The organism is Mycoplasma sp. 246B, from assembly GCF_054353935.1.
Genome location: NZ_JBTHHM010000014.1, coordinates 1 through 17,775, shown reverse-complemented (window position 1 = coordinate 17,775; position 17,775 = coordinate 1). Strand labels below are relative to the sequence as shown.

At 27.3% G+C, this 17,775-nt stretch carries 13 protein-coding genes; 10 read left to right on the top strand and 3 right to left on the bottom strand.

Annotated elements, in window-relative coordinates; translation table 4 throughout:
- Positions 1-381 precede the first annotated feature (381 nt).
- Complete coding sequence (locus tag ACXYRR_RS04015) at positions 382-1,245, bottom strand: hypothetical protein (RefSeq protein ID WP_458598147.1); 864 nt, start codon at positions 1,243-1,245, stop codon at positions 382-384.
- 179 nt (positions 1,246-1,424) lie between these two features.
- Here ACXYRR_RS04015 and ACXYRR_RS04010 point away from each other — a divergent pair, with 179 nt between their 5' ends.
- From ACXYRR_RS04010 to asnS, 4 genes are all read left to right on the top strand, one after another.
- The gene (locus ACXYRR_RS04010; protein ID WP_458598145.1) at positions 1,425-2,840 is read left to right on the top strand and encodes a hypothetical protein; all 1,416 of its coding nucleotides are present in this window, start codon (positions 1,425-1,427) and stop codon (positions 2,838-2,840) included.
- A 1-nt stretch (position 2,841) separates the two neighbouring features.
- Positions 2,842-3,582, top strand: coding sequence for a hypothetical protein (locus ACXYRR_RS04005; protein ID WP_458598143.1), 741 nt, complete (start codon positions 2,842-2,844; stop codon positions 3,580-3,582).
- A 27-nt stretch (positions 3,583-3,609) separates the two neighbouring features.
- Positions 3,610-4,341: a hypothetical protein gene (locus ACXYRR_RS04000; protein ID WP_458598141.1), complete on the top strand. Its 732-nt coding sequence runs from the start codon at positions 3,610-3,612 to the stop codon at positions 4,339-4,341.
- 102 nt (positions 4,342-4,443) lie between these two features.
- Positions 4,444-5,796: an asparagine--tRNA ligase gene (asnS, locus tag ACXYRR_RS03995; protein ID WP_458598139.1), complete on the top strand. Its 1,353-nt coding sequence runs from the start codon at positions 4,444-4,446 to the stop codon at positions 5,794-5,796.
- A 26-nt stretch (positions 5,797-5,822) separates the two neighbouring features.
- Here the strand turns inward: asnS and ACXYRR_RS03990 are convergent, their stop codons facing one another.
- On the bottom strand, positions 5,823-7,556 hold the full coding sequence (locus ACXYRR_RS03990; RefSeq protein WP_458598137.1) for a GIY-YIG nuclease family protein: 1,734 nt from the start codon (positions 7,554-7,556) through the stop codon (positions 5,823-5,825).
- A 243-nt stretch (positions 7,557-7,799) separates the two neighbouring features.
- Here ACXYRR_RS03990 and ACXYRR_RS03985 point away from each other — a divergent pair, with 243 nt between their 5' ends.
- The 6 genes from ACXYRR_RS03985 to ACXYRR_RS03960 all read left to right on the top strand — a co-directional run bounded on the left by ACXYRR_RS03985 (position 7,800) and on the right by ACXYRR_RS03960 (position 16,509).
- Complete coding sequence (locus tag ACXYRR_RS03985; protein ID WP_435129435.1) at positions 7,800-9,323, top strand: MAG3090 family protein; 1,524 nt, start codon at positions 7,800-7,802, stop codon at positions 9,321-9,323.
- Positions 9,324-9,423: 100 nt separating this feature from the next.
- On the top strand, positions 9,424-10,791 hold the full coding sequence (locus tag ACXYRR_RS03980; protein ID WP_458598134.1) for a glycine--tRNA ligase: 1,368 nt from the start codon (positions 9,424-9,426) through the stop codon (positions 10,789-10,791).
- An 11-nt stretch (positions 10,792-10,802) separates the two neighbouring features.
- Positions 10,803-12,722, top strand: a complete 1,920-nt coding sequence (dnaG, locus tag ACXYRR_RS03975; protein ID WP_458598132.1) for a DNA primase — start codon at positions 10,803-10,805, stop codon at positions 12,720-12,722.
- 1 nt (position 12,723) lies between these two features.
- Positions 12,724-14,142, top strand: coding sequence for an RNA polymerase sigma factor (locus ACXYRR_RS03970; RefSeq protein WP_458598130.1), 1,419 nt, complete (start codon positions 12,724-12,726; stop codon positions 14,140-14,142).
- Entirely contained in the window at positions 14,142-14,933 is a 792-nt protein-coding gene (locus ACXYRR_RS03965; RefSeq protein WP_458598128.1) for a Nif3-like dinuclear metal center hexameric protein, read from the top strand. The genes ACXYRR_RS03970 and ACXYRR_RS03965 overlap by 1 nt, the downstream gene beginning before the upstream one ends.
- Positions 14,923-16,509 (top strand): APC family permease, encoded by a 1,587-nt coding sequence (locus ACXYRR_RS03960; RefSeq protein ID WP_458598126.1) that lies wholly within the window; start codon positions 14,923-14,925, stop codon positions 16,507-16,509. The genes ACXYRR_RS03965 and ACXYRR_RS03960 overlap by 11 nt, the downstream gene beginning before the upstream one ends.
- A gap of 74 nt (positions 16,510-16,583) precedes the next feature.
- On the opposite strand, the gene ACXYRR_RS03955 is transcribed toward ACXYRR_RS03960, so the two are convergent.
- The coding region (locus ACXYRR_RS03955) for a hypothetical protein (RefSeq protein WP_458598124.1) at positions 16,584-17,775 on the bottom strand (1,192 nt) is incomplete at its 5' end.

The following is a 17,775-nucleotide window of genomic DNA, read 5'->3' as shown; positions in this document are numbered from 1 at the left end:
TTATGGATACACAACTTTTTTTTAAGGTCCCTTTAAAACTATCACTTACACTTAAATTAATCACTTGTTGCTTTAACTTGTTTTTTGCTTCATTGCTATAATTTTTTAATGAATCAGCACTATTAATATAACCAGGATCATACACAGGATTTTGATAATTCAAATTATTTTTATCACTAAAACCAAATTCTAAGTATTTAGAATTACCATTTAAATAATAACTATATGAAATGTTTTTATCAATAACCCGTCCCTTCTTATAATCAGTAAAGATATACGAAAATCATGTTCTTATTCTTTGTGCATAATAATTCCTGTTTACTAAGTTTAATAACGGTATATCTTCAGGCTTCGGTTTACTAGTATCTTCTTGTTGATCATCTAACCCAACAAAATTTTTGCAAATTTTCTAAATTCTTTATATGTATCAGCTAATATTTTCACCCCAGATTCTTCATTAGGAGTTGTTGCAAAATATCTAAGATATTTACTTTGATATTGATTATAACTTTCACTCGCAAATTTATCTAAATCACTATCACTTATTAAATAATTATTATCATCATCTTTTTTGATAAAGGTATAAGTATTTTTATCACTAGCAGAATTTAAATATGCTAAAACTTCATTATAAAATTTTTCTTTTGTTTGTTCATCGATATTTATTTTATCATTTATCACATCGTTAATTAGTTGATATAAATCCCCGTTATAATTCTTCATCGATACTTCTATATCAACATCAGGATTCGGCTTAATAAAACCAAACTCAGCCTTTGCTCAATCATTAAATTTTTGCTTCTTTGCTTTTCATAAACTTCGATCGACTCCACCATTAATTTTTTGATCAAATGCATCATTGATCTTACCAAAATCCCCGATGTTCATATAAGGCTTAGCAATATGTAATCTTCAATTTCTTACATCATCAGCATCATAGTTTTTAATGCTATAACCAGGGATTTTAAACCAATAATCCCAATCTTTTAAGAACGGATTATTATCTTTTCGTCCATCATATTTATAATAATTATCATTAATCTTATTTTCTTTTATAAACGACTCGATTGCTTTATCCCTTAATTCTTGTGGAGAAGGCTCGTGTTTTTTGTTCTTATCATCTGTTCCAGAATCACCCCTACCTGGTTTATTTGTATTAGCAGATGTAGTTGTTCCACAACTTACTGCGATAGTAGAAGTTGTTAAACTTGATAATATCAATAAAGTTTTTAATTTTTTGTTCATATAACCCCTATATAGACAAATTATAATGAATTATTTTATATAAGGAATTTATATCACAAAGAAATACCGAATCAATAATACATATACAACATACATATCATAAAAGTGAAATAAATTCAACAAATAAACCACTTATGTTGGATTCTTTGATAGAATTATTTATATGAGAAAGGAATAAAATGAAGAATATTATTTTTAAAATAGGTGATGTCACTTCTGGTTTGAACGGGTTAACTGGTATAAACAACAATGATGTAAAATTCGAAACAAGTTTTCCAAAAATTATGGAACACCCTGATAAGGATTTAAATATAGAATATATAGAAAAATTATCAAAAAATATATTTAAAAATAAAGAAAATATACTAGATAAAATATCGGAAGGAATTATTAAAAAGAATAAAAGTATTAATAAACCAATTAGCGAAATTTCCTTAGATGATTATAAAGAAATAATGAATAATTTTTTGGATATTTATAAAACAAATAATCTGATTACAAAAGACCAACAAGAAAATATAAATAACTATCTTAACGAGACAGGATATAAAAAATTTAAGAACGAATTAACAAAGTCCTTAAATACTTTTAAATCTGGTGTACATACAGTTAAAAAAGAAGTAGCAAAGTTAAATAATAATGAATCTACAATACAAAGAACCGTTCTAGATGCGAATAATGGTTATGTAATAAACATAGATAGTAATGAAATGAATTCAAAAAATCTAACAAAACAATTTTTTGAATTTGAATCCAAATCACAAGATATAAAACAACTTTATATAGATATAAATGATAATATACTTTGGTATAACAATATAATAAAAAGATTACTAAATGCACAAATAGCGATGTCTGCTGTATCTATATTTAGCTTTTTTGCAGGTATTTTTAGCTTTGGATTAGGTTTTTTTGGTACTGCATTATTAGCAGGTGCATCCATTGGATTAAGTGTTGCAATTAGTATATTAGAATCCAGAAGGGATAAATATATAAAGAATCATAAATTATTATCAGAAATATTTCAGTTTCCTAAAAAAAGTTCGAAAGATGAAGCATTATCAGGTTACTCATATGGTAAAAATGTTATTTCTGGGTGAACTTGAAATGTTTTTTCTGCAGTAAAGAATTATAAAGGTAAATTTTGAGCAATTGAAAAAGTACCATATAAAACATTTTTCAAAAAATCTTTTCTACATACAGCAGGATTTGTTCTTGATTCAATTGATATCTATTTAACAAAAAGAGAAATCGATAGTATGGAAGAGAAAAATAAAAAGATAAATAACTTTTTATCAGAATTAGAGAATCAGTTACAAACAATAGCGATAAATTTAGAAAATATTAAAAGAGTTGAATGAGTAGTAGTAAAAGAAACACCAATTGATAAACCTTATAATCAAGGTGGTAAAGGAGGAAAGAATTTAGTTTTTAAAAATCTTAAAACATCTGAGGTATTAACCTTAGAACAAATGTTAGCAAAACCTGATTGAATGCTTTATGCATGAGGGAAGCAAAAGATATATAATAAAAAATTAAATGAATGATATATAAGAAAATTACCTAATAAAACAAAAACAGATAATTTAGGATAAAATGTTTGAATATGTTTTTATTTTATTGATAATTAATGCTTGTTTTGCGGTTATTTTCTATCCTGTTTTTATAATTGCATATACAAAAAGATATCAAAGTTTCTTTTTTATAGCAAAAGACACATACAGTAGAGATATAAGTCAAAAAACAAAAGAGTATCATATAAACTTTGTAAAGGGATGATATGAGTTTAGAAAGTATCTTATATCTTATAATAAGGAAATATTTTATTGAGTAATAGCAATAATTTTTCGTTTTGTTACACATATTATTTTAACAATAACATTCATCCTACTAGACAAGTATTTTAATACAAAAACAGCACCAGAAATGATAATAATTTTTATGGTAAACTTTATTACATATATCATTACTGATATTTTTACATTTCTTTATTACTTTCAGTGCTTTCATATAGGGAGAAAAGTCAGAAAACACTTTGATGAAAAAGTCAAAAGTAGCAAAATAATCGATTGTGAATATATGCTTGATAATACTATTTACTTTAACAACGGGCTTACCACAAATAATTATATATATTTTAGAACAAACTTTTTTGATGTCAGGGTAAGGGTACTGACAACACAAAGAGTTAAAGAAATATTTAAAGAAAGTGCATATGATGTTTTTGCTTTTTTTATTTTTGATATGCACAAATCATGAAAAGATGAGCATAGTGAATATTATCAAGGTTTGTATTTTGATTATGTTAATTTTTTTAACGAAGAACAAAGTGATTAATATACATTTGATATTTAAGGAAGCTTTATGTCACTATTTTTATTTATATTAATGTGTTTAGGGGTGATTATATCAACAAACATCTTAGTGCTTTCTTTCATTATATTATTTAATACAAACTCATTCACTAATTTCATTATTTATAAGTGTCAAAAACTTGTTAGTATAACAGAAGCAAGGCAAACAAATGTACTATTTAAAAAAGGAGGTCAATTATATTTAAAAGAAAACAAATTTATATTTAAGAATATGATTATGTCCTTTTTTATTATACTCTTATTATTTTTTATAAACGAATTAATTGTAAATTTGGATGCATACAATAAACTTGCATCTCAAATAAAATTAGGTTATTTTAAAGAATGAAGATATGTAGATATTTTCTATGTATTTGCATTAGTTATAGAATTAGTTTTCATAGTTTTATATTATAAAAAATATAAATATTTATATAATAAATTAACTAAGATATTTGATTACTTTGAATATTCAAAGGAACAATATTATCTAAATAATGAACAAGAAGCAAGGTATGATGATAATAAGTTTTTATGTCATATTTATTATAAGAGTAATAAGATATTTTATATGAATTATAAGGTTATTGATACAGTTATAATAAGAAAAAGTAATAAATTAGCTATTTATTATTTCTTAATTTTTGGTTATCATTTTAAACAAATAAATTACGGTAATATAATTTATAAGGATTTATATCAAGCATTTTTATATTATAAAAATAACAATAAAACAAGGTAATTAAAAAACAAAATGAAATATTTAATTTAGAAGATATATAGAAATTAACAACTTTTAACACAGCAAAGAAGCAAATTTAGTATAATATAATAAAGGAGAAAAATGCATACAATAAAAAGTATTTTATTAAAACCTATTTTTTATAACGAATGAGATATTCAAATTCAAGGGTGAGTTACATCTAATCGTGGAAATAAAAAGATTCGCTTCTTAGAAATAAATGATGGGTCAACCATAAAAAACTTGCAGGTAGTGTTCAAAGGTGATTTTGATTTCGAAGTTCTTGATATTTTAAAACCCGGATCTGCACTTTCTTTACAAGGGATTTTGAGAACTACACCAGATGCACCACAACCTATTGAAATGACTGCTACCAAGTTAATTGAATATAAAAAAGTAGATGAAGATTACCCGATTCAAGCACAAGAAATGAAACTTGAAACATTACGGGAAATTCCACACCTGCGTCACCGTACAAATGTTTTAAAAGCAGTGATGTTAATTCGTTCAACCTTGGCACAAGAAATCCATAAGTATTTTATGTTTAAAGGATTTCATTATGTCACTACACCTATTATTACTTCTAATGACGGAGAAGGTGCAGGGGAAATGTTTAATGTCTCTGATTCGAATGTGGATGATCCGTTTTTTGGTAAAGGGAACAAATCAACCTTAGGAGTAACAGGTCAGCTTCATGGAGAAAGTTATGCAAATGTATTTAAAAATATTTATACATTTGGACCAACATTTAGAGCGGAACGATCGAATACTAAACGACATTTAGCGGAATTTTGAATGATTGAACCCGAGATGGCTTTTTATGATTTGCATCAAACTATTTTATTATCAGAGGATTTATTAAAGGTTGTTTTAAGAAATACCATGGCTAAACATCCTTTTGAAATGGAGTTTTTAGATAAACTAAGTGATGGAAACTTATTAAATAAAATCCACAATTTTTTAGATTCAGAATTAAAAATTGTGGATTATCAAGATGCATTAAAAGAACTTGAAAAAGTAAAAGATATATTTGAAGAAAAAGATATCCATTTTGGACTAGATTTGGCAAGCGAACATGAAAAATACTTAACTGATGTTGTATATAAATCTCCAGTTGCTGTTATTAATTTTCCTAAATCATTTAAAGCATTTTATATGTATCAAAATGATGATGGTAAAACAGTTGCGGCTTTTGATTTATTAGTTCCCGAAATAGGGGAATTAATCGGTGGAAGTCAAAGAGAAACAGATTATTTTAAAATCGTAAAACGAGTAAATGAACTCGGTATTGATCAAGCTGACTTACAATGATATCTTGATTTAAGACGTTTTGGACATCTTAAATCATCTGGATTCGGGATTGGATTCGAAAGACTTGTGATGTTTATAACAGGAATGGAAAATATCCGTGATAGCATTCCGTTTCCAAGAACTACAGGAAATATTAGGATGTAAAATAGTGTTTATCTTTTGGATAAATACTATTTTTTGTGAAAGTAATTATAAACCAATTGAGCCCTACTTGCTCCGATGACTTCTGTAAGAATTTCAAGCGATTGTTCTTTTATAGATGCATAAGTTCCAAATTTAGCAATTAATGCAGTGATAGTTTTTTTACCTATATTAGGGATGTTTAATGATCCTTTCAGTGTGTTTTTTGAATTAGCAAGTTGATGATAATATCTTTTTACATTTTTGTCAACATGTTCTTGTAAAGCAGAAAAATATAAAAAACTTTCATCAGATAAGTGAATAATTTTACCTAAATCATTAATAAGTTTTTGTGTCTTGTGATTATCGTTTTTTACCAAACCAAAAACAAGATTATTAAGATTGAAGTTTTTTAACGCTTCCTTAATCTCATTTATTTGAGCAATGCCGCCATCAGCAATAAAAACATCATTTGCATTTATTTTATTTTTATGCTTTTGTAAAAAAGAAACAGCATTATAGTAAGTAAATTGTACATCTGAATGCTTATCAATTTTTTGATTGAATTCTGATAATTTATTAAAAGTAGTTAAGTTTTTTATTTGACCCGTGATATCAAAACATAAAGAAGAACCAGCAACATCCTTTTGATAATTCTCAAAAGAATTATCAAAAATAATAAATTTATCTATTTCGGATAAATTTAATTCCTGTTTTAGTTTGTTTCATAAAACTACATTGTCTTTTATTATATGTTTTCGTGCATATTCCTTTGCCTGGATTTGAGCATTTGATTTAAGGTTTTCTAATATACTTTTATAAATCCCTTTTTGTGGATATAAGATTCTTTTAGTAAGGTTGTCATCAAAAATAAGGTTTTCAGATTTATAAACAAAATCTAGCAAGATTTTGCTTATTATATCTGGTCGTTTTTTATAGTAATCATTGATAAATTTTTCGATAAATTCAGTTAGTAAACCTTGAAATTTGCGATTTATGTTTTCAATATAAGTGGTAGAACCGTGTTGGTAAGATCGGATTGAAATAAAAATGTTTTGATTTACTTTTTCAAAAGCAAAAAAATCAAGTGATTGTGTGTTGCTAATTTGTAGAATTTGTGTTTGTAATAATGATTTAATAAACACAGAAGCATTTTTATAAACTTGTGCAAATTCAAATTCTAATTTGCTGCTGTATTCTGCTTCTTTTTTTGCAATTAATTTAATAAATTCAGGCGATTTATTTTTGAAAATATTTTTAATTTCTTCAAGGGCATTTAATCAATACGATTCATCTTTATTGGTAATTTTAAGTCCTTTATAATATAAAAACTGATTACATAAAACATCGTAAAAAGCTGAAAATTGTGATGTAGGTGTAAGCGGACCAAAATAATATTTTAAATTTTTTTTATTCAGATTATCACCAATATCTATATGTAAACCATTTTTATCAATTACAAATAAAAAATAGGGATATGTATTCTTGTTTGTAAGTTTTATATTATAACGAGGTTGAAATTGTTTTATAAATTTTAACTCTGTTAAAAATGAATCACGCTCAGATTTACATATATAGAAATCAAAATCATTTATTTGATCAACCATCACAGGAGTTAATCAAGAATTATTATGTCCTTCAAAATATTGTTTAAGTCTTTTTCTTAGATTTTTAGCTTTCCCAACATAAATAATTTCGTTGTTCTTGTTTTTTCATAAGTAAACACCACATTCATCTGGAACAATTTGATTAATTTTCTCCAATATATGTTCTTTGTTATTCATTTTGCCTCGTTTATTTTTCTTTTTTTGCCTATACCATAGGAAAAAAAGAAAAAAATTACTTTTTCTTTGCTTATTTTAGGAAAAAAAGTTGAATTTTTACTTTTTTTCCTATTTTTTAGGAATAAAAATATGTATTTAGCAATATCTGCTGTGGTAATAATATTATATAATATTAACAATTATTTCTAATATTCTTATTTGTAAGCAAAAAGTGAGGAAAATTAAAAAAATTAAAGGAAGAATATGAAACGTCTATTATGTTTATATAAACCAGCATTAAATAAAAACTATCCATGAGTGCTTAAGCACCCAAAAGTAAAAGATGCATTAGCTCAATTTAAAACTCGTAAAGATGCGATGAACTGATTTTTATCACTGGGATATGATTGTGCAACTTGATTCCAAACAGATCAAAAAGTATTTGGGGGAATTTTCATTTCAGAATGAAAAGAAGGTGTTGATTTTTACGAAATCAATGTTGATAAATTTGATGGTAATGTAGTTGAAAGTGATGTATTATCTGAATTCTTTATTGATTCAAAAACAGGAGCAAGAAAATCAGATGAGGCTCGTGATTACCTTGAAAGACTAAACGATTTTAAAGTTCTTAGAAAACATGAAACATACTTCCCTGTTGATGATGAATTTATTATTGAAAGAAAAAAATCTGCTAAAGATTTAGAAATCGAAAAACTACAAAGACTAAACGAAGAACTTCAAAAACAAGGTCAAGCAGCACCGGTAATAGTTCAAGAAGTAAAGCAAACTGAGCCAGAAGTTCAAGTTGTTGAAAAAATTGTTGAAGTGGTAAAGGAAGTTGTTAAAGAAGTTCCTGTTGAAATTATTAAAGAAGTCGAAGTCATTAAAGAGGTACCGATTGAAATCATCAAAGAAGTTGAGGTTATTAAGGAAGTACCGTTTGAGGTAGTAAAAGAAATTGAAGTAGTTAAAGAAGTACCATTAGAAGTTGTTAAGGAAGTAGAAGTTACTAAAGAAGTTCCTATCGAAGTTCAAGTTATCAAAGAAGTAAAAGTACCAGTTGAAAAAGTAGTCGAAGTTATTAAAGAGGTGGTAAAAGAAGTACCTGTGGAAGTAGTAAAGGAAGTTTCTACGGGTTCAAAAGAACCTATTAGATTCGAATTTATTGAAAATCTACAACCTACTAAACAACTTGAGGCTCTAGCTGTTTATGCACAAAGAATTTCTAAGGTTGCTGAATTTTTCAAAGAAGAAAAAACAACATCTGAGCAAGATTTAACAAGAATCAAGGAACAACTGAAAAATGTTTTAGTAGTTACTAAAAAACTTTCTAATAAATTTACTGATGATAAAAAAGCACAAAAATTATTCGAATTAGTCGCCGCTTCATTGGCAACATCTGTAAAATCATTATCTGAAAAAATTGTTGGTAAACCTGAAATCGAATTCAATCCAGAAACAGCCGTATATTATCGAAAAGAATGTGGTAGAAATGTATTATTAGTACACTGATTATCATATCTTGTGTTCGAAGGATTACATTTAGCATTTGTTCCACAACAAGCATATCACTATCCTATTATCGCAGCTGAAGTTAAACCACAAACTAATGTTGTAGTATTTTCAGATGTAGCAAAAGCACAACCAAAAGAAGAAAGCGAAGTTGTAGTAACTGAAGAACGTATTCCATATATGTTCTGAACAGTATTATTTGCTTCTTTAGCACTTGCAATACTATTTGTTCTTGTGATTTTATTATGAGTAGGTGTAATTCCACCGCTTAACTAAATTTAAAAGTCTTTTGACTTTTTTATTTTGTATTTTTGTAGAAAGTTATAAAATAGCAAATTTTTATATTTAAAAAATATAAAAATAGTATAATAATAAAATGTTTAATAAAAATAATAAAGAATTTATGCAAGTTTTAGTTAACCATCTTAAAAGCACTGGGTTTATTTTTCAAGGCAGTGAAATTTACGGAGGTCTTTCAAATACTTGAGATTATGGTCCGTTAGGTTCTTTATTAAAAGATAACATCAAACAAATATGAAAAACAGAATTTATTTTAAAAGAAACTAATAACTTTTTAATCGATTCAAAAGTTTTAATGAACCCAAAAGTTTGAGAAACAAGTGGACATGTAGGGAATTTTAATGATCCACTAATTGAAAACAAAGTGAACGGAAAAAGATACCGTGCTGACAAATTAATCAATGAAATTAATTCCAACATTATCCCTGAACAACTTAGCAATGATCAAATGCGAGAATATTTAAATCAAAATTTACCTGAATATGATGGATGCAAAGCACAATGAAGCGAAATTAAGCAATTTAATTTAATGTTTGAAACTGCCCAAGGAGTAATTGAAGGAAATAAATCAAAAATTTATTTACGTCCAGAAACAGCACAAGGAATTTTTATAAACTTTAAAAATGTGCAAAGAACAACTCGTGCTAAATTACCTTTCGGAATCGGACAAGTAGGAAAAAGTTTTCGCAATGAAGTTACTCCAGGAAATTTCATTTTTAGAACTCGTGAATTTGAGCAAATGGAATTAGAATTTTTTAGTTATCCTGAGCACGCGCCAAAATGGTTTGATTATTATATCCAAAAAAGTATGAAGTTAATAAAAAAACTTGGCATAACAAAAGAAAATGTTAGGATTCGAGAACATACCCCAGAAGAATTAGCACATTATTCTGATGCAACAACTGATATAGAATTTTTATTCCCGTTTGGTTGAGGTGAGCTTTTAGGAGTAGCGAATCGAACTGATTTTGATTTAAGAGCACATATGCAAGCAAGTGGAGAAAGTTTAGAATATTTAGATCCAGAAACAAATACTAAATTAATTCCTTATGTGATTGAACCAAGTATTGGTTTAGATCGTTTAATGCTTGCTATCCTTGTAAATTGTTATGATGTTGAGAAAGTGACAGAAAGTGATGAAAGAATAGTTTTAAGATTTCCAAAAGAAATTGCACCTTATAAAGTTGCTGTACTTCCGTTAGTTAAAAAAATTTCTGAAAAAGCATTAAAAATTTATCACCAATTAATTGATTTAGGAATCTCGACAAGTTATGATGAAAGTGGCTCAATCGGAAAACGTTATCGTCGCAATGATGCAATTGGGACATATTGATGTTTAACAGTTGATCATCAAAGTTTAGAAGATGCAACTGTTACATTAAGAAATCGCGATACAATGGAGCAATTTCGCATTTTGATTGAGCAAATTAATGAATATATTTAGTTTGGAGGGTAATGACACAAGCAATTTCATATGAATTGATTAAGGAAATAACTTCTTCAAACAATATAGTGGATATCATTTCTGAAGATGTCCAATTAAATAAAAAAGGTAATAATTATGTAGGACTATGTCCATTTCATAATGATAGCAATCCCAGTTTCTCTGTGTCAGCAATAAAACAAATATATAAATGTTTTTCTTGCGGAGAAAGTGGTAACATAGTTACTTATTTAACAAAAAAAAGACAAATGAGTTATACTGATGCAATTGTGTATTTAGCAAAAAACATCGGAAAAGAATTAGATTTTAGTTCATTAAATAAATCCGATTTAGTGGAATATAATACACAAGAGCAAGAACAATTAGAAATTTTGCAAGCAGCAAACACTTTTTATAAATTGCAACTACTTAAAAACAATGCAGCTATTAATTACTTGAAAATACGTAATTTATTTGATAGCGAACTTATAAGTTATTTTGATATAGGATTTGCACCTGACTTTAATTTATTATCAAAACACTTAAATGAAAAATTAGGTTATGGATTTGATAAATTATATAGCAGTGGTTTGATTAACGAAAACTATGTAGAATACTTTCATAATAGGGTTGTTTTCGGGATTAAAAATCAATATGGTCAAATAGTGGGTTTTAGTGGCCGCACAATAACCAACGAAGTAGCTAAGTATATAAATTCACCTGAAAGTAATTTATTTAATAAATCCAAAATCTTGTATAACTACTTTAATGCAAAAGATCACATTCAAAGCAGTAACGAAGTTGTAATTGTAGAAGGTTTTATGGATGCGATTGCATGTTATAAAGCAGGGATAAAAAATGTTGTTGCTTTAATGGGTGTAGCACTTACTAATCAACATATTCCACTCTTATATAATTATAAAATTAAATTATTTTTAGATAATGATGCAGCAGGGATAAATGCTACATTAAAAACTATTAAGACATTATTATCGAATAAAATTAATCGCATTGATGTTATTATAAATCCATACCAAAAAGATGCTGATGAGATTTTAAATAAAGAAGGAGCAGAAACATTAAAACAACTGATGCAAACCACACGGGGAGCAATTGATTTTGTTTATGATACATTAAAAATAAATTTTACTATAACAAAAAATTCTGATTTTAATAAAATCAAGGAATTTGTAATTGAATTTAATAGTTATTTATCATACTTATCAAACGAAAATAAAGCATATTTTAAAAATAAAATAAAGAGTGAATTTAACTATGATATAGATATAAATAATATTTATGTTGATTATCAACCTAGACAAATTCAAAAACATCCCTTTGATATGAATTTTGAATTTCCTGTTAATCCAAAATTTCAAATAAATCCGAATAAAAAACATTTTTTTGATGAAATAAGCAAATTCAAGCGATTAAAGATTTTGATTTTTATGCTTTGTCGTAATGATTTTTCAAATTTATTTTATAGTGAGCAAGGTTTAGAAGTAATTTTTAGTCAACCTGCACAACTGCGAGATTTATATACTGAAATAAAAATGTTTAATCTAAAAATTAATGAAGTAATTGAGCAAGATATCTTTGAAAGTGCTGATAAAGCAATCGAAAACATTAACATCGAAGCAAAATTAACTGAGCTAAAAGAACATTTATATCAAACCTTTTTGAAATTAAGTAAATTTCAAAGCGACCAGCAAAGTTATTCATATTTTCAAGAATATATGCAGCAATGTCAAAATGATATAGATTTGCAGTATCAAAATGCAGCAAAAAATGATACAGTCGAGTTAAATTTACTTCCATATGTTAAGGAAGCGGCACAAGCAAATGAGCAATTTTATATTAAAAATCAAATTAAAAACTTTCGTCGTAAAAGTGAATATCAAAAAGAATTAGCCAATATACAAAACAAAAAAATAAGAATAGAAAAGAGGTAAAATGTCAGATTACAAAGATGTTATCAAGCTTTTAAAAACAGAGATGAAAAAATCTAAAAGAAATCATTTTTCTCAAGAAAAAGTGTTTGACATTTTATTAAATCATAATATATATGTTGATGCAGAAGAAAACGATGATTTTTTAGATGCTTTATTTCAAGCAAATATTTTAGAAAACCACAGTGATGCAGGTGATTTAGATGCAGTTAGCAGAGACCAAATCGAAGAAGAATTGGAACCTAATTTCAAATCCGATACTCTAGATTTAGATGATGTAGATTTTCCATTAGATGAATTTGATGCAGATGAAGATTTTTCAGAAGACACCGAAGAACCTAATTATGATTTAGAATCATTATCAACAGATGATGAAGAAGATGAAGAAAAAGATGAAGAACCTGAAGAAGAAGATTCGATGTTTTTTGATGATGCTTCTGATGATGAATTTAGTTTTGGTGACTTTGATTTAGAAACCTTAGGTTCACAAGCAACTTTGCTAGAAACCGAGAACAAAAAGGCACGTAATTTAACTAACAAACTTACTGAAACAAATGATATAGTCAAATGATATATGCGTTGAATTGGTAAGTATGGAAAACTATTAACTGAGGAAGAAGAAGTACAATTATCCAAAGAAATGGATCGTGGTGGTTTTCGTGGTAAAAGAGCTCGGGATAAATTAATTTTAAGAAACCTGCGTCTTGTGATTAATAATGCTAAAAAATATAAAAATCGAGGACTTTCATTTATTGATTTGATTTCTGAGGGAAATCAAGGGATAATGAAAGCAGTACAAAAATATGATGTTAATAAAGGATATAAGTTTTCAACTTATGCAACATGGTGAATTAGACAAGCTATCACCCGTGCTGTAGCTGATCAAGCACGAACCATTAGAGTCCCAGTTCATATGGTAGAAACCATTAATAAGGTATCTAAAATAGAACGTGAATTGCAACACGAGTTAGGTAATGAACCTACCTTAGCACAAATTGCTGAGCGTATTGGTGGAGATTTCACTGCTGAAAGAGTTGGTTACATTAAAAAAATAAATATTGATCCTATTTCACTTGACAAACAAGTAGGAAAAGAAAATGATTCATCATTTAGTGATTTTGTTAAGGATGAAGTAGTAATTAATCCAGTGGATTTTGCGGCCCACGAGGAGTTACATACTATTTTGCTTGATATGATTGATAATTATTTAGAAAAAGAAGAAAAAGAACTTATATGTCGTCGCTATGGAATAGGATATGATGAAAACGGACAACGGTATCGGATTCATTCCTTAGAAGAACTAGCAAAAATGCGTAACAATGTTTCAAAAGAAAGAATTAGACAAATTGAAAACAAGATCTTACGCAAATTGAAAGGAAATCCTAAATACGGTAAAAATTTAAGGGATTATTTAAGATATTAATGTCCGTAAATACTATTATAGAATATCTAGAAAGTCTATTTCCTTTGTCTAATAAAGAAATATGAGATCCATCTGGATATGCTTTAAAAGCAAACAAAAATAAAAAAGTAACATCAGTTGTATTAGCTATTGATTTAACATCTGATGTTTATAACTTTGCATTAGAAAATCAGTGCAATTTGATTATCACCCACCATCCGTTTTTGTTTGAAAAAACAAAAACTGATATGCTACAAAAAGCAGAGTATAAACAGAAGATCAAAAAAGGGTTGGTTAAAAATAAAATTAGTGCATATTCAATGCATACAAACTATGATTTTGATGTAAATGGAACTTCATATCAAATTGCAAAAGCGATAAATTTATCAAACTATGTAATTTCTGAAGGTCCTAGATACACAGCGATAATTGCTAAAAAAATATCTATTTCAGATGTGCAAAAACTTTTTTGGGAATATTTAAATTTATCTAACTTTCAAAGCAATGCATCTGATTTAGAATATAAATACTCATATTGTGTTATTTTAGCCGGGGCAGGTGATATTATAACAATCAATCAGTTAGCTAAAAAATATCCTAATTCATTATTTATCACATCAGATGTTAAATGAAATGATTGAATTGCATATAAAGAACATAAAATTGCTGTTCTAGCAATCCCACACCTAGTAGAACAGGTGTTTGCAAACCATATACAAGAAATTTTGCAAGCAAAATTTCATAATCTTAAAATACATATATACAAACTAAAAATACCATATCAAAACATAAAAGGAAGTAATGAAACATAAAAAAATTGGTTTATTTTTCTCCTTAATGTTAGTAATCGGTTCAGTTGTCGGAATTGGTATCTTCTTCAAAAATGGTTCTATTTCTAGGACCACAGGAGGAGATGGAGTCACTTGATTACTAGCATGAATAGTAGGAGGTTTAATTTCACTTACAGCAGCATTATCATTTGCTGAAATTGGATCATTTAAGAACACAAAACTGACAGGTTTATCAAATTGAGCCTTTAAAGTAGGTGGTTCACGACTTGGATACTTTACATCCATATCATTTTCAACATTTTACTTTGGTGCTTTAAATGCACTACTTGGAATCTTTGGTTCTGAAGTATGATTTACATTCATTGGTGCTGCTTCAAAACTCGATACTTCACATATTCATAGTGTGGTTCATATTATTATTGGATTGTTATTTATGATCGTGTTTATGCTACTAAACTATGCATCAACTCGAACATCAGGGCAATTACAGTCATTTTTTACTATATTAAAATTTGTACCTATATTAGTAGCGTTATTCATCGGAATTGTGCTACCAAATGTACATAATGCTGGTGGAGTAAATGCATTTACCATTATAGGTAAATCATTTAGCATCAAAGGATTGGTTGCTGCTTTACCTGCTGTATTATTTGCTTACGATGCTTTCTTAGGTAATGCATCAATGTCACATAAGATTAAAAAACCGAACAAAAATGTACCGAAGGCAATTTTCTTTGGAATGGCTTTTGTGGTGGTAATATACACCTTAATTGCACTTTCATCAATTTTACATAATCAAGGTAACATCGGTGGGTTATTATCAGATACTTTACCTAAATCAGTTGCAGCATACATCAGTCCTATTATTTGATTCTTTATTTTAATCTCAACATTTGGGGTTTTAAACGGACTTAGTGCAGCATTTATTAATGAAACCCATAATACTGTAAAAGCCAAACTATACTTTGGATCAAGTGCTTTGATTAAACGTTTTGGATTACAAAAAACATTTTGAATTTACATCACAATTATTTTTGCATTTTGAGGTGTTTTAATTTACATCCCTGCAATTGTATTAAATACTGATATCTTAATCGATGCAGTATCAAATTATCCAACCTTATTCTTCTTTAATATTTATGCACTGGTAATTTTATTATACGCAATAAAAAGACATAAAATCAGTGAAACTAATAAGATTAATAAATGAGTATTTTATATTTCTGCTGCATTAGCTGTCACAGGAATAGCAGTTGCTGAAATAGTATACTTAGTAGTTATCTTTACATTCTTAGGTTCAAATGCAACAAATCCAAATGGATGAGGAGTATTCTACGACCAAAATAAAGGTGGATTAATACCCAACTACTTACCTGTTTTATACTACTTTTTAAACTTAATTTTATTATTTAGTCTACCAGCAATTAATTATGCATTAGAAAAAGCAGTATTCAAAAACAACCTAGTTAAAAACTTTAGCACCTTAATTATGTTAGATGCACAAGAAGAAAAAGAAGAACAAGAAGTAGCAGAAAACAAAGAAGAACAATCTGATTCACAAACAGATAACGTTATTTCAAATAGACTTATTTGATAAAGAAAACACAAAGATGGAGCCAAAGGGATAACCCCCCTGGCTCTTACTTTAGTCTTATTCTTAGATTATTTTTTTTATTTAATTAGCTCATATTCTAAGATTTTTGGTGTTAAAAACTTATTGAAATATTCGCTTATTTTTTGTTTTAATAACTTAAGTTTCTCATCAAGTTCACTATATTTGGGTTTCATAATAGGCTTGTTATCTTTTGTATATGAACCACTTTCGATTTTAATATTAAGTTGTTTTTCGATTTGATGAGATCCGTATTTTCAATCTTGTTTATATTCATCGCATTTTGTTATTAATACTAAAATACTATTTCATATTTCAAATAAATCCTTTTCATCGTCGTTTAGATTAAATTTCTTTTTTAACTCATCTAAAAATATTTGCGCTCGAGAACCTTGTTTTGGAACAAAATTATTTTGCATAGTTTCATTACTTATACATTGATTTCTGAACGAAAATAATGTATATATAAATGATTCGAATAAGAATCTTTCATCTTTTTGATATAGATCTTTTTTATCAGAACTCTTCATTAAAACATCTATTTCATAAAAATGCTTCGTTTTATATTCATTAGCAATTCATAATGGAAGATATTTATATGCATTTTCAATAGTGTATTTTCTAAAAGTAGCATGTATATTAACGGATTGATTTATGATATATCCGTGTTTAAAATCCGGGGTTCATTGACTTGAGACAATAATAACATCATAAAGACCATCGCTTTCATCTTCTTTTTCGAAAATATTATTAATGTTATTAAAAACTTTCTTAACTGTTATTTGATTTATATTATGATATTCTTGCTCATCTACTCTAAAATTTATTTCTTTATTTTCTTTATCTATATTTTTTCAATGGATAAGAGAAATTGCTGCCTTAGAAGCATTGAATTTATTTTTATTACATAAAACTGAATCCAAAATTTCTTTATCAATTAAATGTTGAACTTTTCAATATTTAATAGGACTAAATAAGATGTAACTATCTGTTTGCTGTCTTAGATATCATTTGAAGGCAGAGAATATAAAGATATTTGCTAAGTCATTTGCATACGCCTGACTATTAACTTTTATTTTCTCTTCTTTAATGGTTTGAATCATTTTTTGTCTTAGTCAAATATCTTTAATCTTAAAACTCGTTTTGCTTCTTGTGGTTTCGCCGGTTGGTTCAGCGAATGGTGGATTTTCTAACATAATAATAGTTATTTTTGGATTATTTACTAATTCTCTTAATGGCTTATAATTAAAA